Genomic DNA, 21,222 nt, shown 5'->3' with positions numbered 1-21,222 from the left:
CGGTACCCCATCGTCATCAAGCTAAAATTTTATAGTACCCTCAGAACAAGATTTTGTTCTAATTTGTAACTGAAAAAGATAACAGGATAATATATTTCTAATCATTTAATGGGAAGGGGATGTGATTGAGGTGAATAATGCATATAATGAAAAGACGCATACATCGATTAAACAATTATTAAAAAAGTTTTCACCAAAAGCTCCTGGCTTTGCATATATTGCTAGTTTTGATAGCGGAGTAACTTATAAAGGTGCGGTTGGCTTAGCTTCTATAGAGGGAAATATACCTATAACTACTAAAAATATTTTTAATATTGCCTCGGTTTCTAAACAATTTACTGCGTTTTCTATATTACTCTTAGAACAAGAGGGAAGATTGAGTTTAGATGATTCAATTGTAAGATTCGTCCCTTTTATAGGAACATATGCTGAACCTGTAACATTGAGACATCTAATTCATCACACTGGTGGACTAGTTGATTATATGGAATTGGCTCAAGCAGAAAATATTAAATTTACTGATATATTAACTGTGGAAGAATCGCTAAAACACCTTAATGGTCATCAAATTGCAAGGTTCCCTGTTGGCACAAAATTTGAGTATAGCAATACAGGATATTTTTTATTGTCACTAGTCGTAGAGAAGGTAAGCGGGAAGTCTTTACGTCGGTTTGCAAAGGAACGTATTTTTGATTCTTTAAATATGAAAGACACAACAATTGTGGATTGCTACCCAACTACTATATCAATTGCTAGAGGGTATTCAAAGAATGAACAAGGAGCATATATGGTCTATGAAAGCCCTTGGGAACATACAGGGGATGGAGCAGTTCATACAAATGTTGAAGACCTGGTAAAATGGGGAGAAAATTTAACTACAGGTACCGTTGGTGGAAAAAATCTCGTTAAAAGAATGAGCGAAATAGGTCCGAAAATTTCTTCAACTGGGGATACAATTATTGACAATGAAGATTATGCTTTTGGGTTAAGGCTTGTTGAAGGTTTTAACTTTCGATACTTGGAACATTCAGGAAGTTGGGCAGGTTACCGCTCACACTTCATGCGGTTTCCAAAAGAATATTTGTCTGTTGTGGTACTAAGTAACTATGATGAATTTGACTCTAAAAAATATGCTAATGAAATAGCAGGAATTGTTTTAGAAAAATAAAAAATAGGGCTTAGAAGACAGTATCTGGATTTGGTTAACCACACGTTGTTTTAGGTGTAATTGATTTTGAGAACAGAAGGCAAGCATAAATTTATGCTTGCCTTTTTTCGTATTAAAATGAACATAGATATTTGTATTCATACAGTTAAAAAATTAATTAGAAATTCTTTAAATATAGATTACTCAATGAGGTTGAATGTAATATTTTTTTAAAAAATATTACATAATATATATTCTAATTATTAGACTTAATTTTGTTGAAAATTGAAATATTAATTAATATTCCTATTGCTATTAAATTGACCATTAAAGAGCTTCCACCAAAACTTACAAATGGAAATGGGGTACCTGTAAGAGGAAATAGTCCTGTAATACCACCTAAATTTACAACAGATTGCATACCGATCATACATCCTATACCAATCGCTATAAAACTGCCGAATGGATCTACACATAATTGTGCAATTTTTAAGGAGCGAAGTACTATAGTCAAAACTCCAGCCAATAGAATAAATACACCAATAAATCCTAGTTCTTCAGAAACTATTGCCATTATAAAATCAGTGTGTGGTTCTGGAAGATAACCTGTTTTTTGTATACTATTTCCAAATCCACGACCAGTGATTCCTCCAGAACCAATGGCAATAAAAGAATTTACAAGCTGGTATCCATTTCCTTGCGCATCAACAAAGGGATTGAAAATCGTAGTAATACGTATCTTTTGAACTTCTGATAAACTATATTGAATCAAATAATATAAAATAGGTAACCATAAAATAGAACCGATGGTAGTTCTTTTGATTAGTAGATTTATATTTATTCCTGAGCAAAGAAATATGCTAAAACCTATACCTAATATTAAAAGTGCAGATCCTAAATTTGGTTGTTTAAAGATAAGAAAAAAAATTGTAGCTAAAAAAAATAAAAGTTTTCCCATACCACTCCAGTTATTTTTAGCTTGTTCTTGTCGTAGTGCAAAAAAACGGGCTGTTACAATTATTGTTCCTAATTTAAGAAATTCAGCTGGCTGTATTCCAAAGATCCATGATTGAGCATTATTTACCACTTTTCCTTTCCATAAAACCATAATTAATAAAAAAATCCCCCCAACCATAATACAGATAGAGATTATTCGTTTTTTCCATATTTCATATGGAAGTAAAGCACAAACTATTAACCCTATTGTTCCTAAAAGTAGCTTTGTTAATTGAGAATCAACAAAATGTCTACTGTTATAACCATAATGTTGGACAGCGACAATGGAGCTTGCACTATACATCATGATAATACCTAAAGTACATGTTATGAATAGGGGAAGGAGCAATAGATAATCGAGTTTTAATATTTTTTTCATTTTAATATCCTCCTGATTTAAAACAAAACATAATATTACATTTGCTAATGAATAGAATCTTGTTCTCGTCAATTACTAAATATGACTTGTGTTTAGGAAGATTCTATCGCTTACTCCCTGTTTTTTTACGCAAAAATCCCCCTAGTATGTAACTAGAGGGATTTAAAATGGCATGACTAAATAAGGCTTTTCTCCCCCTAGTAGAGCTTTGGCACTATACAACGTAAAGTAATGAAAATTCATTACTTAGCTATCTTAAGAAGAGCCTTAATCCGACAATTCCTGTTCTACCCATTGGCGTCTTTCGACATTTTTGGGCAATAGCCTGTGTTTGTATAGGAGCCTCACCTAACAGGTTCAGCAATATAAATTTTATGTATTTGTTTCGTGTGGCAAGCATAAATATATTTTTTTTGATTGTCAAGTAACCGTATTGCTAATTTTATATATTTTATTGTTTTATAGCCCTTTGAGAAATGATGCACGAAAATGTATGTAATCATTTCGTATAAATACATATTTTCGACTTGTAGTGTATAGTTCGATTAAGTAATTTAATCATATAAATTTGATAAATGGTAAAGAAGATTTTAATCATAAAAGAAGATTTTTTTAAGAATGTTCTTTTGATATACAGAATGACTAATTATTCATCTTCTGTTATAAAGTTGGAATTTGATTAAAAACGATAAGGTTCATATGTTTTATAACGTTTGTTCGAATTAAATCTATTTGAATTCTATGTTTTTTAAGAGGAATTTTAAATTTATAATAAAATATAATTTCATCTTCTATAAAAGATTTTTTTATGAATGGAATTGAAAGTCAGTTGACAAATATTAAATTCTGGTTTAAATTTTGAAGTAATTCAATAAGCTTTGTTAGGTGAGGCTCCTGTATAGAGAAACGCTGCTGCCCAAAAATGTCGAGAGACGCCAATGGGTCAACAGGAACGGTCGGATTAAGGCCCTTCTTAATGTAGCTGGTTATAAAAACCTATGCTATACAGTGCTAAAACTCAACGAGGGAGTGGTATACGATTTGATAGAAAGGCACCTCTGTGATTTTGGCAGAGCTGTCTTAATAATCATTTATTTGTATTGTGAAAAAACCTTTACTCCTTTTTGAGTAAAGGTTTTTCTGTTTAATTTTATTTATTTTTATCTTGTCTATATTCAAAAAGGAGGTAATTCTAATTAATGAATTGATTGCAATGTAACTATTATTGCTCTAATAAAAAATTTAAGACAGATAAAATAAAACAAAACCACTCATGAAACTCTAGAGTCTCCCTTAGCAATATGAGGAGGAGTTAACATGAAGAAATTATTAAAGGAATTACTTATAACCAAAAATAACTTGGATGCAGAGAAAGTTTTACGTCATCCATCGTATGATATTGCACAAGAAGTAAAACAGTTTTCAATTGAAGATCAAGTCATATTGCTAAATACGATTCCTGTATTAAAAAGCTCTAAAATTCTTCAATATATGAGTGCAGAAGAAAAATATAATATCTTAATTCACTTATCTGAAAACAAAGCTAAAAAGTTACTAAATTTACAACCGATTGATGAATTAGTAGATTTACTGCTAGCGGTTCATCAGGAAAAACAGGCTAAATTAATGGCGTATCTAGATAAAATCACAAAACATAACGTGAAAAAATTGATGACTTTCAAACCTGAAACGGCAGGAAGTCTTGTAACAAGTGATTTTGTTGCAGTTAGGGGGAATTGGTCAGTAAAAATGACATTGAAGTACATTAGGGAACATTCTAAAAATGTAGAATCAATATCTTATAGTTATGTTCTTGATAGTCATGGTTATCTTGAGGGAATCGTTTCCATACATGAGTTATTACTAGCAGCAGATGAAGAGATATTATCTACTATCATGATTCAAGAGGTAATTTCAGTACACGCTGAAGTTGATCAGCAAGAAGTTGTAAAAAAGCTACTGAATTATAATTTAGCGGCAATACCTGTCACAACAGCAAATAATAAAATGATTGGTATTATAACATTTGATGACGTAATGAATGTTATGGAAGCAGAAGCTACAGAAGATATTCAAAAGTTAGGCGGAAGTGAACCATTGAATCAATCTTACTTTGAAGCTAGCATTTGGAGCATTTTCTTAAAACGTCTACCATGGTTATTACTTCTTTTTGTTGCTGAGGCATATACAGGTACAGTATTAAAGTATTTTGAAGATGAAATTGAAACTGTAGTTGCCCTTGCTTTCTTTGTTCCATTATTAGTAGGTACTGGAGGGAATACAGGAACACAGGTTGTAGCAACAATTACTCGTGCAATTGGTATTGGAGAGGTGAAATTTAAAGACATTTTCCGTGTAATGAAAAAGGAATTTGCAATAGGTATGCTTCTCGGACTTGCACTTGGGGTAGCTGGGCTCACTCGCGCTTATATGTTAGGTGTTGGAACAGAAGTTGCACAAGTTGTAGCAATCACTTTATTATTTATTGTTATTTGGGCCTCTCTTGTTGCAGCTGTTTTACCTTTAATTCTAAGAAAATTAAAACTAGATCCTGCAGTTGTTTCAGGCCCATTTATTACAACATTTGTTGACGGAACAGGATTAGTAATTTATTTCATGGTTGCAAAAACGTTATTAAATTTGTGAATATACACTGAAGTAAAAGCGAAATGCGGAATAAGTATTTTGCCTTGATTGCTAAAATCTAGTGGAGAATTCAAGAATGAGGAAATCAAACACTTATGTCTTGAGATAAATAATATTTTAATGGATTTATTGAATGTAATGAATGCTGGAGGATAAAACTATGAAACATCTAAGAAAAATCTTCAAACGAATTTTGCTACTGTTGTCTATTTTCATGCTTATTGGCATAGGAATATTATTTGGTACTAGCTATGGCCGAGAGCTTCGTATAACAATGGCTGGGAGTATACTGACTTCTCAGCATCCACAATATGCGAAATATACATTCCTATCCCAAAAGGAACTAGATAAACTGCAAGATAGAATTAATCATCCGAAATGGTCAAACAGTGATGAGCATATTTATAAAAAAATAGCAGGAAAAAGATTAGAAGAATTAAAAAATCAGCCATTAGAAATTGATGTAGAAACGATTAAAAGTAATAAAGATAGTCGCTTTCTTTTCGAGGGAAAGTTAGTCACTATTAGTAATCCTTTCAATGTTAAACTTGTTAGCCATCAAGGAACACAGGGTGCTAACAGGGGAGAAAAAATTAGTGTAATGGCAAAACGTAATCATGCACTTGTTGCTGTGAATGCAAGTGGATTTGCAGATGAAACAGGAAGGGGTGGAGGAAATGTTGCAACTGGAATAGTAATAGAAAATGGAAAAGCTATTGATACAAATATAGATAAAAATACTCCTACAATTATTACAGGTTTAACAAAGTTTGGACAAATGATAACAGGAAATTATTCTACTCAACAACTTTTGGATAAACAAGTCGTTTCAGCAGCAGGATTTATGCCACAGTTAATTGTAAATGGAGAAAAAATGATTACAGAAGGAGACGGTGGCTGGGGTTCTGCTCCGCGAAGTATTATGGCCCAAAAAGAAGATGGCACAATTATGTTTCTAGTCATTGACGGTAGACAGACGCATAGTATAGGAGCTACGTTAAAAGAGTGTCAAGACATCCTATATGAAAAAGGAGCTATAAATGCAATGGCAATGGATGGAGGATCTTCAGCTACTCTATATTTAGGAGGAAGAGTTATAAATACACCTTCTACATTATCTCATGAAGATCGCTATTTACCGAATGCTTGGGTTGTAACAGCAAATCCGAAACAAAAAATAAGAATGACAATTGATGGGGAAAAACTACACTTATAAATTAGTAGGCTATGATAAGGAAGGGAAAGAAAAGGAATTAGAATTTTTCGCCCCAAAGATCCTTCGTAAAGACGCTTTTCTTCTCGTATATTATTCTGAAGGAAAAGGAGTAAAATCTTGAGGAGAAGTAAAAAAGATGAATTACGTGTGAAAGTGAAAGAAAAATAGACCGCTGATCATCCAAGTGCTTTATAAATTTTAACTATGTCTCTAATCAAGATCGTGTTTTTTACATATCGAATAATGTAGAATTCAAATTTTTAATTTCTTTATAATAAAATATATATTTAACTAGGGTAAAAAGAATAAGAGTCTGCAATGTGTAATTGCTAAACTCTTATTCTTTATTTTTTTCTATTCTTCTTAAACTATCTTTAATAGTTGTTTCCCAAAGTTGGGTGTATAATAACGCTGTATCTTGACTGGTATGTCTAAGTTACTGCATCACTTGTAATAAGTCTCTTTCTTCCAGATATAATTTATTTACAAATGTATGTCTTAATTTATAAGGATGCATTATTTTCATATACCTTAGTATATTTTGTGCTATATATCATAAAAACTTACTACTTTTAATGTGTTTTTGAATATTATCTCGAATCTCGGTTTTTACGTTATTTAATTTATTTGTAAGATAATTCGATTTTCCAAAAAAGTGTATAAGAAAAAGCGCTTATACTACTAGCTTTCAAAATTTAAAAGGTATAGCATGAGATTATTTGAAATTTAATCATTTCTCATTCCACAGTCGTTTAATTGCGGTCTCTCCATTAATAGAATTTATTTCATAAACATCTGGATTTGTAATTAAACTTCCTTTGTCAAAATCAAAGTTTTTATCGAGTTCATTAAACAAGAGCATCATTGTAAAACGATGTGTAATTAAAAATATATTTTGATGATTACTATTCTTCAGCTCTTCCATTAGGCTGTTCACACGAGATAACACTTCACCATTAGATTCACCATTTGGAAATTTATGTTCCATATCTTTAAAATGGTTCTTAAGAGCTCCCCATAAATCATTACCTTGATAATCACCTATATTACGCTCTTCCAAACGCTTATCTGTGCAAAACGTTTGGTCTGTTCGTGCAGTTAAAATTGCTGCAGTTTCGCTAGCACGTAAGAACGGACTGCTAATTATAATATCATCTTCAAATTTCGTGAAATTCGATAAAAATTCAGCCAATCTTTCTGCTTGCACTTTTCCTCTTTCGTTTAATGGAGAAACATGGTCATTAGAATCTGACTCTCCGTGTCTAATAATATAAAATTTTGGTGTCATATTTTTGCTCCTTTACAGACTCACTATGGTAATTTGGATTTGAACCAGATGATTGCCCAGAAAGTATAAGAGAACTTCAAAGAAAACCCAGAAAATAATAAAAGCTAGAACCCTTTGTTAATGAAAAAAGCACGATTACTACGATTTTTTGCTCCATTATTGCTAATGGGGATTGGGCCCAAATATGTTCGCGATTCAACTAAAGGCATGGTCACAAAATCTATTCTTCCCAATAGACCATTTTTATAGCATAAAAAAATATTATCTGGATTATTTGGTTTTTAATCGATTTCTTCTAAAGGGCTTTGGGTGTTATCAAATGTTAACAGATGTTGTTTTTTATTATTTCATGTAAAGTAACTTACATCAGGTTCACGTATAAGAAATATTAGTAAGTATTAATGAAAGTATGAAATGTACTTATATATCAAGTTTATTTTGGTAGGTAATTCGATGGAGGGTTACTTGGCTGCAATAGCGGCTCTCATGCTCATTACTCGTACATTCCAGCCTGATTTGTGCGGTCCCACCAGTTATCGATGTGATTTGTATATACGGCGGCTATATCGATACAAAGCCGGTGGGCCCCATCTCCTATAGCTTAACAATGGAAAGGACATGCCTTCTTCGTAGTGTAGCTAAGAGCTTAGAGGTCTTTCGAATGGTCTCCAAGCTTTCGGTATGCACTTTATACTACAATAGTCTATCATAATAGTTATATTAATTTATATGAATGTTATCTTACTCAATTTTTTTGGTATAAATAGAGAACAAACTTCAAAATATAATAGATGTGATTAGATAACTAATCGCAAACTGTGCTCAATATGTATAAATTTAAAAACTAAAGATCTTATGGAGGTAAAATGATGAAAGAATCTAGTTTTTCAGAGAATTCACAACCACCTAACACAGATTTGGCTTCAAGTATGCCAGATATCAGCAATCTTTCTCAATGTATCGATGATGTTAAAAATGCTGCATTTGACAGTGATACCGGTCCAAGTGATATAAAGGACTATAATGAGTTACGAGGAAAATTGGAAGCTTGTCGGGATAAGTTGCCTTCACTTTATCAAAAAGCCGTATTTGAACCGTTTATGCAAAAACTAAATGATATCGGACAAGCTGGATTTAATGAAATCCTTTTTCGAAATGATGGTTTATCCCAAGTAATGTTCGATATTATTCAAGCGATATTGCAGTATGGGGCAGCGTATAATAAAAAGGCAACACGCGCTTTTCAGGAGGTAGTTAGTGATATATACGATGGTTTTCTAAGTAAAGAAGATCGTATAGGAGTAAAACGACCAGATAAAAGCGTTATTCCTCCACTTGTAAAATGGGGAAATCCAGATTTGGGCCCATATACTATTCCGGTTGATGGCACTTCCGAAGCCTTTGGCTTGCAGACAGGGATAGTGAATCTTCCTCCCGTTAATGCTAGACGGGGTGTTTTAGCATGGGGTGCACTGGGCCATGAAACAGGTGGACACGATATTCTGCATGCTGATACTGGATTGCTTAAAGAACTTTCCACGAGTGTTTTCAATGCGTTGAACAATCAGAATTTGAACGATGGATTACCAGAATATTGGGCATCAAGAATTGATGAAACAGCATCAGATGTTTTAGGAATACTTAATATGGGACCTGCAGCTGGCATAGGCTTAATCGGATATTTTAGGGGTCTTCGTGCCGCTTCCCAAGGAAACGCTGAATTAAGTAATAACGGACCCACTAACGATCCACATCCAGCTGATATTTTACGGGGCTATTTAGCTGCATCCACAGTAAAGTTACTTAGTTTTGACGGTGCAAAAAATTGGGCTGATGTTATTGCATCAGAGACAGATAAAGACCTTAAAAAAATTATTCTCGATGGAACTCAAGTAAGTGCGGAGGATGCTCGAAAATCTGCAGAAATTGTTGCATCTGTCATTGCGCAATCGAGATTACAGGTACTAGGAGACCATGCGTTAAGCGAGATTCAGAATTGGGAAAATAAGGATGAGGCGATTGTTCAGCAACTGCGCTCAAATTTATCAGTCGTAAACCCATTGCCTAATAACTTTGAATCAAGCGTGTTTGCTACTCATGTTGTTGCTGCCTCTGTTGTTGAGGCATTATCTAGTAATGGTAATCTTCCAGTTATATTTGATAGGATGTTAAGTATGTTAAATATTTTGCATGATGCGAATCCTTCATGGGGGCCTTTACATATTACGCTTCCAGGAAACATATATCTACGTAAAGCTTATAGAAATTTCAGTTAAAGTATCAAGAATAAAATAGAAGAATTTAGAGGTACTTTTGTGTAAATAAGAATAATTTATTTTTAGCAAATATCTCTAATGATCTATCATGTTTAGAGGGATAAAAAGTAGAAGATCCACATGGTGAAACAAGACGTTTCTTAGTTTGCGTTAATGACTTGGAGGATATTTCTCTCTATTCTAAACATTGTTGTTACCTTTAAATAAAGTTTGATCAAATTAATACTAAATACCACTGATAAACAATTATAGAAAAGAGCGTGTTTTGAAAAAAGCTAATCAAAACATGCTCTTAATATTTTCAGTTGGTTTATTCTTTTATAAAAAAGTTTAATCATTTCCTAATAATTATATTCTTTCCTCTATATTTTTTAAAAGACCTTATTATCCATATTTGATTAAATTAACGATGTAAAATATTTGTTTAATCGAACAATAGGCTAAAATCCTTCGTGTTGTACTATATTTTCCACGTAATAAATAAGCTTTCTTTCCTTTCCCATAAAACAAATACGTATATCGGGTTAACATATCTTTTTCTGGCTCTCCTTGATTGAATTGACGTTGCACGAGATTCGGACATGTTTTGTGTTCTTTTGTCGCTTTTGCGATGTGTTTATAAGGGTTCGCACGACGAATCTTTGTCACAAGATTGTACGTACTTATTATACAATAAGTACGCTTGAGCTTCATACGAGTCCCCTTTGTATTTTCTAACATCATTTTGATGAAACGGGCAACGTGTTTTTTCTCTTTTTCGAAAGTAAAAAAAGTATGTATGCCCTAAAGACAGAAAGACGATTCTAAGGGAGAGAAATCAAAATTAAATCTGGAGGTTATTTACTATGGCTTTTTCTCAAGGTTTTGACAAGTCTCCTGCTCTTAATAAAGATCAAGCACATGCTTTGTTTGATGGCAATGGAGGTCCATTCAAGTTCTGTGGTTTTTATCTCGGTGGCCCTTGTTACCTAAAGGCTGATAGAGGTCCTAACAACGAGGCTATAAGTTTTACACAACAATTGCATCAAGATTATATAGACATTGGTTATAAACTGGGCTATATCTATGTCGGGCGTCAGGACCAAATAAATTGTAATTTACCCGGATCAGGTACCGGCACTACAGATGCTCAAGAAGCTATTGGGCTTGCAAAAAACATTGGTATTCCAGATAAAAGTGTTATTTATTTAGATGTAGAGGGTGGTAACAACCATTCTCCTTCAATGGTACAATACGTCACTGACTGGGTAAATGAAATAAACAATACTACCTCCCCTCAGTTTTTTCCAGGAATTTACTGCAGTGCGGGAAGCTCAGGATCGGTTGCCAAGCAACTTTACAACGCCGCTAATAATAATGCGAATATGTGGGTTGCACAATATCAATGCACCCCACAAAAGAGTTATAATAACAGTTGCTATTCAACAAGTTGTACAAATCCAGCAAGTATCAATGATTTAGATCCAAGTAAAATTTTTCAAGAAGTTTATATACAACAGTATGCAGGTGATGTTTTTGTTAACTATAACAACGTATGCGTCACAGTAGACATTAATGTTGCAAAATCAGACGACCCTAACGCGGTACAAGTTTAAAAGTATGGATAAAAACTAATTTAATTAATTAGGAATTCTAAGGCTATTTCTTAAAATGTAATGCTTAACCAATGGTAAACGTCAAGCAATTCTAAAATCAATCTTTATTGTATATTTTGGAGTTACTTAACGTTTACGAATAAGATTATCTTTTTATCTATTTATATAAATGAATTAGAAGAATTAGGGTTAAATGCTACTTACCAATGCCTATATCGAAGAAACTCCATGCCTTTCTTACTAAATTTACTCTTTTGTAAGTTTAGTTAATCTATACTTTCATGCATATTCTACTTATGTGTTGCGTTAAAGAAATTTGGACAAGGGAATAATATAATAAACAGTATTCTTTGATGAAACACAAGGAAGAAGAGGTTGACATGCCACAAGGAGCTACTGAAATAAGCACCTTAAAAGTTGGTGATCCGACACCGGATTTCACTTTGGAAGCTCATTCTAATCGCGTTATTTCTTTGAATGACTATCGCGGATAAAAAATGTATCTTACTGTTTTTACTCCATGTTCATCAAGATAATTGATTTCAATGCTCTCAGAATGAAAATTTCATATAGTTTTCAATTTTAATATTTTGGAGGCTTGTATGTAACTTTTTTATAATTTATAATCCGTGATACGAAATCTCTCATATCTTTATATTGATGAAGAAATCTCAAGAATGTTGAGTTAAGATAATAAAAAGTCGATTTCGTATTGGAAATAGACTTTAAAGTTATTGTTCAAGAAAAACATCTGTTTAGCTTAATAACTAAGACTTTATTGCATCTATAATTAAGGATGACAAACAAGTTTATCCCCCTGATTTCGTGGGTCATATTTCTTTGAACGAAAAATAATCCCATTGGTTCCATCCCACTCATTATAATGAGAATTCTCCTCTTCATCATAGTATTGAGGTAATTTTACTTCTAATCCAACAGTTTCAAACATTTTCCTTAAAGTTTTATAATTATGAAAGATTTTATGACGAGCTGCATGATGGTCTTTAGGTCCAGGTTCTTCAACTTGTACACCCTTTTGATATTCTTAATCTGGGAAATAGGAAAGTCTGAATTAGTATTATTATCAGAGGTCGGATGGAAGGGAAGTAACACTGACCGAGTGCTATATTATAACTCGCACACACATATATATTGAAAGCACAATCAAATTTAGGAATAAAGGGTGAAAAGATGGATCAAAGAAATGACGATAGAAAATATGGTTAGCAAACTATGCATGGTAGTGGACAGAATGGTCATGACGGTTGGTAGTAAATAAAAATAAAAGCGATCTAATTGATGGGGATTTTTACTTAAATTTTATCTTTATTATTACATTACCCTTGAATATTTTGTATATATTAGTATTTCTTACCATATTCATTAAACTCAAGCATCACAAAGCTAAACGATTACGCCAAATCCTAACATCTTCTCGGCCCACGTACCACAAAATAACAAACTAAAAAATGCAAGGGTGTAGATATCTCCAACCTTGCATTTTTCTTTAAAAATAGTTGATTATACCGAATTATTAACACTTAAAGCTACCAATCACTCCGCCTTTATCGTTATACCAATTTTCATTTTACAAGAGAATGATATCCATATAGACTATACGTTGATAGGTTTCCGTCGGTTGTGCACCATAAAATACGTCTATTTCTTTGACAACAAGTCGTAATGGATATCCTTGATTTTCCTCTGGAATGGCTACTTGGCCCTCCCATATGACCACACCATTCGCATCAGGGGAGCCAGGATGGAGCACTATTTCGTCTAAGTTCGGCACGTCCTCCCAACCTATGGTCTCATCCTCAATCTGAGAAAGTTGACGTTGAACTTGGACATTCATCAAACTCGTAGCAGAAATTACTGGATTGCTTTGTACGTTTAAGCTCTTTGCAGTATAGGTTACACCGCTTATCGTGAAATTGTAGACGCGAAGCTGGTTTGGGTCCTGTGTGACAGTTAAGGAACGATCGGGTGCAGTTTGAACGATGTCTGCAAGAACTACGGGTGATATGCGTAAATCAGCAGGAACGATCAACGAGTTTGGTTGGAACCGGACAAGGGCTAGACGAATAAACGGGTAATAGGCATTACCGGTATCAAATTCTAGGTCACAGTACCACATCTTGCGTTCCAAATCCCATTTTACTTCGAAGCAAACTACCTTTACAGGCTGGTTTGGGAGTTCAAATAAATGAACATCATAAACCTCTTTATAATTCTTGAAATCTTCTATCGTCGGCAGTGGAAGTACGGGTGATTCTTGGAGCGGATCTTGACCCCAAAAAGTCAAGTAACTGTAAATATCTTCATCTCGCTTAGGTACTTTATTTTCGACTAAAACAACACCCAGCATCTCACCATCTCCGGAAGACCACCATGGGCGGTCGAGATAAACGCGGACACCTCCCTTTCGCACACTCGTCACTTTTTCATCATCATCCTCATTTATATGTTGCCAAGAAAAAGAAGGTAAGGCGTATTTAACTAAAGGCTTAGAAGGCCTAGCGGAGCTAAGGACATCTATTTCAATCTCTTTAGTATCTCGAACAAGGTCCTCGTTAAGCATGTTTGGTGAGAAGTACTCACGGAAGCGTGTAGTAGCCCTGACTTTATAACGGATACGCCTGTACTTCGTATCCCCAAATCCATGTTTCGCCACTTTGCTTGCCAAATTCATTTGTTCTTGAATTTCTGGAGTAGCAGGTATTGTTAACAATGCCTTATATGCAGCTTCCGAAAGTTTACTGTTGAAGACAAGGCGTGATGCGTTTTTCTCTAAACGTAAGGCATTAGGGTTGTTTTTAACAATAACCTCTTTTCCATGGTCCAGCCAAATAGGTAATTCCATCACATGATCACGGAATGGAACAGGCTCTAATTCTGGTTCAAGTTTCGTTATATCATCAATTCTTTCGCCCCATTCAGCAAGAATATCCACTTTGGAAGTGCTAGGGATATGAACATAGATGTTTCCGAAGAGATAGGCTTCGGTACTATTCGGCCCACGTGCAGTTATTTCAAGAATAGGTTGTGCAGGAAAATCGAGCGGCTGCTGAACAGCGTGAACAAGAGTGATTTCCCGATAAGGAGTGAACAACCAGGTTCTTCCTTTTGAGATATCTTCCTCCAGTTGCAACAACTCCTGATCGGTCCAGTTGTTTTCGTCTTCCTTCACCCATTGCAAAAGCCCCAAATCCTCAAGATTTCCTCCAAACTCTGAGCTAACGCGAACGCCTGATACGATACTTGCCTTTGGAAGGTGGATAGTAAGAACGCGTTTTTTTTCGTCCCACAAAGGTATATAAGAGCCTTCAACTATACGAATGCGGAACGGTTTAACCTCATACCAAGGATTCGATGTTAAGTCAATATAAAACAATTCCTGAGGATCAAGACCAGGCAACCCTTGAAAAATCACGCTCGTGGCTAATGGGTCTGGCAAGTAAGGAATAACCAGCTGCTTCTCCGTGTGTACAGCATAGCCATCGGTCGATGACGGATCTGATCCAGTGTGAATAAAGCGCACGGATGGTAACGAATCATCATTGAATGATCCAGCCTCACGTGTAGCTAAGTAATAAACATTCTGTATGACGGCACGAATCTGATCCGGATGCATGCCGCTATTTTTAGCATCGAGGGCTTCATCTAGTAGTCCATGCTCTTCTATCATCTGAAGCGAGGCTTTAGGTGGTGCCACATGCCTGTCGTTAAAAGGCTGATAAACAGGGTTGGACGCAGCATATTCCTTTGCCGTTAGGTAATAGTTGCTTCGAATAACCAATCTCTCCAATGATTCACCTTCCGTATAGGCAGTTGTATCAGGGTTATTTAGATTGCCACTAGGGCTATATAATTGTCTAGGAACAAGTTCCGGAACATTAACCGGATCAAAGCGGCGGTATTTAAGGTAACCTATTGGTGAATGATTAAGTGATAACGCTGCTTCAATCTTTTTTGCCTCCTCCAAATTTGGTCCATTGCCTGCTAAATCAACTGTACGGACACGGAGTGTATAATCGTTTCCAAAACGGAGACGAGGCAAGGTTCCAGGCTCGACCATGAAATCTACCTCTAGTCCAAGACGTGTCATAGCTGTGTTCTTAACTTGCTGTGGCATAGTTTCAGGTTCATCAGGATTTGGAGCATTAGGAGTCCTGCTAATACTCTTGCCCGGTCGAGGAGCTGACAAACTCCAATTAAACCAAGTAAAAAGAGACTCGTGAATATATAGTTCATTAACGGGATCAAGAGTTTCAGAAGAACTTGTGACGCTTGGTTGTACAAACCCCTCGTCAATAATTTCGAATGCTCCTGCAGCGTTTAATATTTTATATTGGCCAAGCCGCCTATGCAGTGAATACCTATTTTCATTTTGATCAATTACATCTAGTCGGTACCCGCGTAAAAGATCTTCTGCATGCAGGGGTTCTTTTGAATGACCGTCGTTAAGCATCTGGTTCAAGTTGTTAGATCGGTTAAAGATATTGTTTAAATGTTCGGCATTCTTGTTACGTATAACAGAGATACCACCGTTACGCAGGGGTGAAACTCCGGTATTTTCGTCTGAATCAATGGGCTTGTCGGTCGAATCTTTTTTCTGTTGAGCCGCTACAGTTGCCGCAAGGTTCAAAGTCTTGAGTGCAGCACCATCCACATCAACTTGAACCAATTCAATCTCCTCTTTTTCAGGAATCCAAATACCTCCAGCTATTTCGTTTGTAGAAGAGTAGGCAGTAAATAGTTCTAGACCATTCACCTCCCTATAATGATAAGCCGTCCAGGGAGTCTCATCATCATTTTGTTGAGTAGGGAGTTTAGAAGACCAACTTGGAACGATCCGCAGTTTAAACTGGCCAGTATTATTATTTGTTTTCGGTATAGAATCAGCGGGTATATAAAGGTCTATAATCAGTCCCAAGCGGCGCAAAATCTCTGGATAATCACCTAAGGCAGAGATCATTTGATGAAAATCGATTTCGTTCTCAAAGTGAGCTTTGGCTTCAGGGCCGTCGGGCAGCTCTTTTGGATCAGTCCAGGCGGGACGATAGTGAAAAAGCATGGTTCGGTAATAAGCCTCTTGAACATCATGGTTACGGGGATCGCCTGGACCTCGAGTAAATGGAAATGGCGGTATTATCGCATTTCCTGTTCCTCCTTCAGCACGACGTCTGCGTGCTTCAACTTTGGCTTTTTCAAGAGATTTGTTCAACAGAATACTTAAGTCCTTCTCTTTTTTTACGTCAAAGCGATTGTGTAAATCGACCAGTTCATTGATTAATTGATAAATACTCACACATTCTTTCTTCGAATCTTCTCCATTTAAACGAACGGGAGGGACGAATGGAGGTTCTTCTCCATTCGACTCTTTTTTTGGTGGTATCAAACAAGGTAAGTCATAGCGTGCTTCTTTTACAAGTTTTCGATAAAAATTCTTAAGATACTCCAACACGTTTTTAACCGGATAACTTACGAGAGGCCGGTTGGAGTAGTCATCAAATTCGTGCGGGTGAACGGGAATATTTGACTCGAAAAGAGAACACCAAAGTTGTTGAATGGGAGGAGGTGTTACCCTGTATGCTGGTACCACTTTCTTGTGTGTTCCGTCATCCACCTCAATTGAAAATGTCGCTCGGTCTGGCTGCATAGAACATGCCCAGTTGAGAAAATCAGGAAATGAAGCTAAAGTTGTGCTTTGTTCCGAACGTAAACGTGGGTTTATGTAAACAGACAATCGTAAATTTCGGTTTTTTCCACCTGTTGTTATTCCATTGGGGAGAGCAATCCAAAGAATACTTTGATTTGTAACCATAAAAAACTCCTTTATCATTTATTTGAATAGATTGCATGTAGTTTACAGATTAATGACTTCTACGCAAATGCCGTGCAATATTTTTCCCATTCATAAGGATAGCCCCCCTCATATTCAGGGCCCATGATTTGTGCAAAAGTAGGATCTCCTTTAGGTCCTGCGAATCTGCGTTCAACAGTGAGGCTGATACTCTTACTAAAAAAGGCAATCTTAACCCCAACTGTTAAAGTGGCTTGCCCCCAGACTTCTACATTTTGATTTTCTTTTCTACGAATTGTTAGACCTAAGTAGAATTCAACGGTAACGGAAACCAGACCTAGAACACTTACATTGCCGCCACAGCGCACATAGCCAGTAAGTTTTACTTCTTCTCCAACCATACCGAAGTAAATGCCTGCCATTACATACACACCGCCACTGGCCACTCCAAGATTAATGCTTATATTCCCACCAAATTCGATGGATGCCTCAATCGCTTCTATTCCTTTAGCACTGAGTGCAAGACTAAAGAAACCTCCGCCTGCAAAGCCCATGACAGAGACATTGAATGGTTTTTGGCGCTCAGAAACAGAAAATTTCACACCAGCAGGCTGATCGACAAAGGGGAGAGAAAGGGCTGCACTAAGATTGATATTTTGAATACTAAAAATACCGACACCGAAAGAAGGGATACCCAGTGTAAAGCCTACCGTAACACCAGTTGCCGTCACATTTACGAAAGGTGGGTCGGAAAAGGCATTTGTCGGTATGATGTTTTTGAGTGTTTCTACAAATTCAAGTGGACCCTGGAATACAAGGTCGAGGCCTTCTGCACTGACATCCATTTTCTTACCGTTCTCAGCAGTAAACCTTAACACAGAAAAATTAAGCAACATGGCAGTGGCAAAATCCAAAGCAAAATCTTGTAGCTTACCTAGTATCTTGTAAGTAGGAGGGCTACCATCGGGAGCTGTAACCATTTGAACATTTATGCTTAGCTGAGCAGCAGTGGATCCAAGTCCTGTATTTCTTTGTGTGATGAACTGAAAGGGTGCGTTTGAATCATCGGGCCAGTTTTGTATACTTGGCTTCCATAAGAAGCGTGTTTCTATCGCATTATTTGGTAGACGACGATTCGTTAGCATAGGGGCTTCTAGCTTGAAATTTGGATCATCAAGTTTCTCTATTAATTGCGCGGGTGTAAAAGCTGATTCTAATTCCTTGAGTTTTACTGGATCAATATTAGCCTCCTTTGGAAGAATGTCTTGTAATGTGATTCCCCCTAGAAATTTAGCATTCCCAAATAACGTTTTTGGGTCGAAAGTGCCTGTTTTTATAGTGTCTGGGTTAGCAACAGGGCCAAGTGCTCTTGATAATCCTCCAATTGATGTATTGGGTGTGATTAAACCACCAGCTTTTTCTGTAGGTAAGGATAGGTCCAATGGTTTCGGTATTAGACCTTCAGCGAGCTTCACAAACACTTCACCTTTATTCTCTATTGGATGAAAACCATGATCTAAGTAAGTTTGTTCAAATTGGATAGGTCTTGGTTCTAGTTTTCGACCGGTTATCTGTTCAGCAGCAGGAATGTTTACTATCGCTGACTTAACTTTCGGAAGAAACCTAGGTTGAAAGAAAGGCAGCTTCAAGCTTTTTAACACATCATTTTTTACATCTTCAACATGTTGTGCCATAAATTCCACTTTTACTGTTTCAAATGTGGTCTTACCCTTGCTGTCAGCATCGGTTTGAGCAAAGGAAATGGACTGGCTGAGAGTGTCGACTCGTAAATAGGAGTTGTCGTTTTGATTATTAATTTTATTGTATTCACCATTATTGTATCCAGTAACTATCACATCCATTGGTGGCATATCCTTATGGATTGGAACGCAGAGAAGAGGCCGTTCAAAGGAAACTATGTTCCCATCCCAATCTTCTGCAACCATTTTGAAACGAAAGAGCTCATCCTTACCTATCTCTTTAGGAAAATATGGTTGGCTATCGCTATCTTTTTTAAGGCGTGGAGTTGTACGATCGGTTATTTTTATCCATTTAAATGGCATTTCTCGACGCTCGTTCTTGTAAACTGAAGCTAGTGTTTCGTAATTTTTCATAGGTTCTCGTACTTCGATGTATTCATATTCTCGAAGAACTGCTTGTGCTCCCATCTTCCCATTTGGAATAGGGTAAGGGGTAAATTGTCGTTCTTTAATATTAACAATGGATACGAGATGTCCGGTATCGCATAGAAAGGCCTTTGTTACGGTTTTAACAAATTGGTCTCTACCTTGGGTCATAATGTGCTGCCATTGCGTTAGGGATAAAATATCATAGCCAAGGTGTTTGTTTTCCTGTGTAATGAAAGGGTAGTTCCATGCACCCTCAAAGTTAGCCCAAGCTCCTGCAGAAGAAAGGATCAATCGTCGTATATCTATGGGGCTTGGTTTGTATTCAGATGGAAGAGGAAGATTGTAAGCTTTCAAACTCTTGTACCAATCATATTCTTGCATCCCGCTAGGAGGCCTTGGTATTGAGAAATCGGTTGTCAGCTGTACAATCTCATTAAGGTTATCCTGGGTCAGGGAGCTGTTTTTAAATGGGATAGTGCGATTAGACGTAGTAATAAGATGCGTAGTGCCGCCTTCACGGATAGAGAATTCATTTTCTTTCTGCTTTTCGCCAAGTTGTGTATGCCATAACACAAATCGACCATCTTGACCCTCAGACCGAATGATATTATACCAAACGCCCGATTCTTCAGGAGAAAGATAGAGTCCAGTTGGGATTTCTAAAGCAGACTTCCCCTCAAATATCTCCGGAAAATGTGGAGTAAATGGCTTTGAAGGATCTGGAACTGGTAGTTTTGGCAACACCGGTTTGTAATCCTTCCAGTTAAGCAAAGTTTCTAGTGTGAGCGGCCAGGTGTCTTCATCGTCTGGAAGCTCGAACACAAGTCGGCTTGGTCCTGAAAGCATGGCTTTTATTGGACTATCAATCTGTTTATTACCTACTGGAAAGACTTCTTCTACAATATGTTGTGCGGGAAAGTGAACGATTAATAAAGCTGGTTCACCTGCATTTCTCCGGACAAGGTGAAGAGGAGCACCTTTAGTATGTATGTTGACTAATTCAAAGTTTAGGTCTAGGAAGTCTTCTTTCCGTAACACTCGGATAAAAAGATTATGATTAGACACAAATTTCTCTCCCTTCTTTTTGAAAAAGAGGTTTGGCATGTCATCTTAATAGCTGGATTACATAAAAAATCAATTCTTAAACAATAGTACATAAATATGTATCGAGGAATTGTGCTAGACCATAAATTCCCAAAATGTGGGTGGTTGAAAATGCGGGAATTTTTCCTATATCCCCATATGTAATCCACTCCTAACGATCAACGCTATGTGTTATCTCATGACTTTGTTTTCACTATAAATTTTTTAGTAAGGAAAAAGTTTTAAAATGACCTCAGCAAGAGAAACAAGCGAACTAGCACATTATCAATAGAGCAATCACTCATATAGACAAATTGAATAAATTAGAGGGAACAAATGAAAAAAAGGGAGGGATGAAAATGGACTGCTGCCTTTGCAGACGGACCTACGTTACATTAACTGATGGTACGGACTTTTGGTACTATCCGATTTTTATTGAAAATTTTTTAGTAAATGGATACCGTTGGGATGGCATTCATTGGGTGGAGAACGGGATTGACATAAGAAGAATCCGCTGGTTTAATTGTTGTGAACGAACGAACAAAGAAAATAGTTGGAGACTTTAAATACTATTAATACGACAATTCTCTAATTTAAATAAAAAGGAAAATGTATTTAGATATTTTAAGAGTGTATTTTCCTTTTTAATATTCCTATTATA

The 21,222-nt window shown here is 36.0% G+C and carries 11 protein-coding genes, 3 pseudogenes and 2 riboswitches; of the genes and pseudogenes, 7 read left to right on the top strand and 7 right to left on the bottom strand.

Features of this window, described 5'->3' with window-relative positions:
* Positions 1-130 precede the first annotated feature (130 nt).
* On the top strand, positions 131-1,168 hold the full coding sequence (locus tag MR107_RS06015) for a serine hydrolase domain-containing protein (RefSeq protein ID WP_242292166.1): 1,038 nt from the start codon (positions 131-133) through the stop codon (positions 1,166-1,168).
* A gap of 235 nt (positions 1,169-1,403) precedes the next feature.
* Here the strand turns inward: MR107_RS06015 and MR107_RS06010 are convergent, their stop codons facing one another.
* Complete coding sequence (locus tag MR107_RS06010) at positions 1,404-2,522, bottom strand: FtsW/RodA/SpoVE family cell cycle protein (protein ID WP_242292165.1); 1,119 nt, start codon at positions 2,520-2,522, stop codon at positions 1,404-1,406.
* Positions 2,523-2,708: 186 nt separating this feature from the next.
* Positions 2,709-2,885: riboswitch (M-box (ykoK) riboswitch) on the bottom strand.
* 507 nt (positions 2,886-3,392) lie between these two features.
* A riboswitch (M-box (ykoK) riboswitch) is annotated at positions 3,393-3,558 on the top strand.
* Positions 3,559-3,839: 281 nt separating this feature from the next.
* Between MR107_RS06010 and mgtE the strand changes: the two genes are divergently transcribed.
* The 3 genes and pseudogenes from mgtE to MR107_RS05995 all read left to right on the top strand — a co-directional run.
* Positions 3,840-5,168 (top strand): magnesium transporter, encoded by a 1,329-nt coding sequence (mgtE, locus tag MR107_RS06005; protein WP_242292164.1) that lies wholly within the window; start codon positions 3,840-3,842, stop codon positions 5,166-5,168.
* 160 nt (positions 5,169-5,328) lie between these two features.
* Positions 5,329-6,384 (top strand): phosphodiester glycosidase family protein, encoded by a 1,056-nt coding sequence (locus MR107_RS06000; RefSeq protein WP_242292163.1) that lies wholly within the window; start codon positions 5,329-5,331, stop codon positions 6,382-6,384.
* Positions 6,374-6,552 (top strand): annotated as a pseudogene (locus tag MR107_RS05995) (DUF1093 domain-containing protein); the annotation flags it as partial. The gene MR107_RS06000 and the pseudogene MR107_RS05995, both read left to right, overlap by 11 nt.
* Before the next feature lie 169 nt (positions 6,553-6,721).
* Here MR107_RS05995 and MR107_RS05990 read toward each other — a convergent pair.
* Positions 6,722-6,926, bottom strand: a pseudogene (locus tag MR107_RS05990) (tyrosine recombinase XerS); the annotation flags it as partial.
* 188 nt (positions 6,927-7,114) lie between these two features.
* On the bottom strand, positions 7,115-7,672 hold the full coding sequence (locus tag MR107_RS05985; RefSeq protein WP_227557925.1) for a histidine phosphatase family protein: 558 nt from the start codon (positions 7,670-7,672) through the stop codon (positions 7,115-7,117).
* 869 nt (positions 7,673-8,541) lie between these two features.
* Here MR107_RS05985 and MR107_RS05980 point away from each other — a divergent pair.
* The gene (locus tag MR107_RS05980; RefSeq protein ID WP_242292162.1) at positions 8,542-9,948 is read left to right on the top strand and encodes a hypothetical protein; all 1,407 of its coding nucleotides are present in this window, start codon (positions 8,542-8,544) and stop codon (positions 9,946-9,948) included.
* Between the two features lie 384 nt (positions 9,949-10,332).
* On the opposite strand, the gene MR107_RS05975 is transcribed toward MR107_RS05980, so the two are convergent.
* Entirely contained in the window at positions 10,333-10,641 is a 309-nt protein-coding gene (locus MR107_RS05975; RefSeq protein WP_242292161.1) for a hypothetical protein, read from the bottom strand.
* A gap of 152 nt (positions 10,642-10,793) precedes the next feature.
* Between MR107_RS05975 and MR107_RS05970 the strand changes: the two genes are divergently transcribed.
* Complete coding sequence (locus MR107_RS05970; protein ID WP_242292160.1) at positions 10,794-11,543, top strand: glycoside hydrolase domain-containing protein; 750 nt, start codon at positions 10,794-10,796, stop codon at positions 11,541-11,543.
* Positions 11,544-12,310: 767 nt separating this feature from the next.
* On the opposite strand, the pseudogene MR107_RS05965 reads toward MR107_RS05970, so the two are convergent.
* From MR107_RS05965 to MR107_RS05955, 3 genes and pseudogenes are all read right to left on the bottom strand, one after another.
* A pseudogene (locus tag MR107_RS05965) lies at positions 12,311-12,585 on the bottom strand (class I SAM-dependent methyltransferase); the annotation flags it as partial.
* Positions 12,586-13,131: 546 nt separating this feature from the next.
* Positions 13,132-17,370 (bottom strand): hypothetical protein, encoded by a 4,239-nt coding sequence (locus MR107_RS05960; RefSeq protein ID WP_242292159.1) that lies wholly within the window; start codon positions 17,368-17,370, stop codon positions 13,132-13,134.
* A 59-nt stretch (positions 17,371-17,429) separates the two neighbouring features.
* Positions 17,430-20,543 (bottom strand): hypothetical protein, encoded by a 3,114-nt coding sequence (locus MR107_RS05955; protein WP_242292158.1) that lies wholly within the window; start codon positions 20,541-20,543, stop codon positions 17,430-17,432.
* 377 nt (positions 20,544-20,920) lie between these two features.
* Between MR107_RS05955 and MR107_RS05950 the strand changes: the two genes are divergently transcribed.
* Entirely contained in the window at positions 20,921-21,127 is a 207-nt protein-coding gene (locus tag MR107_RS05950; RefSeq protein ID WP_242292157.1) for a hypothetical protein, read from the top strand.
* Positions 21,128-21,222: the final 95 nt, after the last annotated feature.

Source organism: Bacillus cereus group sp. BfR-BA-01441, from assembly GCF_022663075.1.
GTDB lineage: Bacteria > Bacillota > Bacilli > Bacillales > Bacillaceae_G > Bacillus_A > Bacillus_A cereus.
The sequence above is the reverse complement of the archived record's forward strand: the minus strand, read 5'-3'. Positions and strand labels throughout refer to the sequence as shown.

Bases quoted from the DNA above. Each gene is read 5' to 3' on its own strand.
- MR107_RS06010 (WP_242292165.1), bottom strand. From the start codon at position 2,522: ATGAAAAAAATATTAAAACTCGATTATCTATTGCTCCTTCCCCTATTC.
- mgtE (WP_242292164.1), top strand. From the start codon at position 3,840: ATGAAGAAATTATTAAAGGAATTACTTATAACCAAAAATAACTTGGAT.
- MR107_RS06000 (WP_242292163.1), top strand. From the start codon at position 5,329: ATGAAACATCTAAGAAAAATCTTCAAACGAATTTTGCTACTGTTGTCT.
- MR107_RS05985 (WP_227557925.1), bottom strand. From the start codon at position 7,672: ATGACACCAAAATTTTATATTATTAGACACGGAGAGTCAGATTCTAAT.
- MR107_RS05980 (WP_242292162.1), top strand. From the start codon at position 8,542: ATGAAAGAATCTAGTTTTTCAGAGAATTCACAACCACCTAACACAGAT.
- MR107_RS05975 (WP_242292161.1), bottom strand. From the start codon at position 10,641: ATGAAGCTCAAGCGTACTTATTGTATAATAAGTACGTACAATCTTGTG.
- MR107_RS05970 (WP_242292160.1), top strand. From the start codon at position 10,794: ATGGCTTTTTCTCAAGGTTTTGACAAGTCTCCTGCTCTTAATAAAGAT.
- MR107_RS05960 (WP_242292159.1), bottom strand. From the start codon at position 17,370: ATGGTTACAAATCAAAGTATTCTTTGGATTGCTCTCCCCAATGGAATA.
- MR107_RS05950 (WP_242292157.1), top strand. From the start codon at position 20,921: ATGGACTGCTGCCTTTGCAGACGGACCTACGTTACATTAACTGATGGT.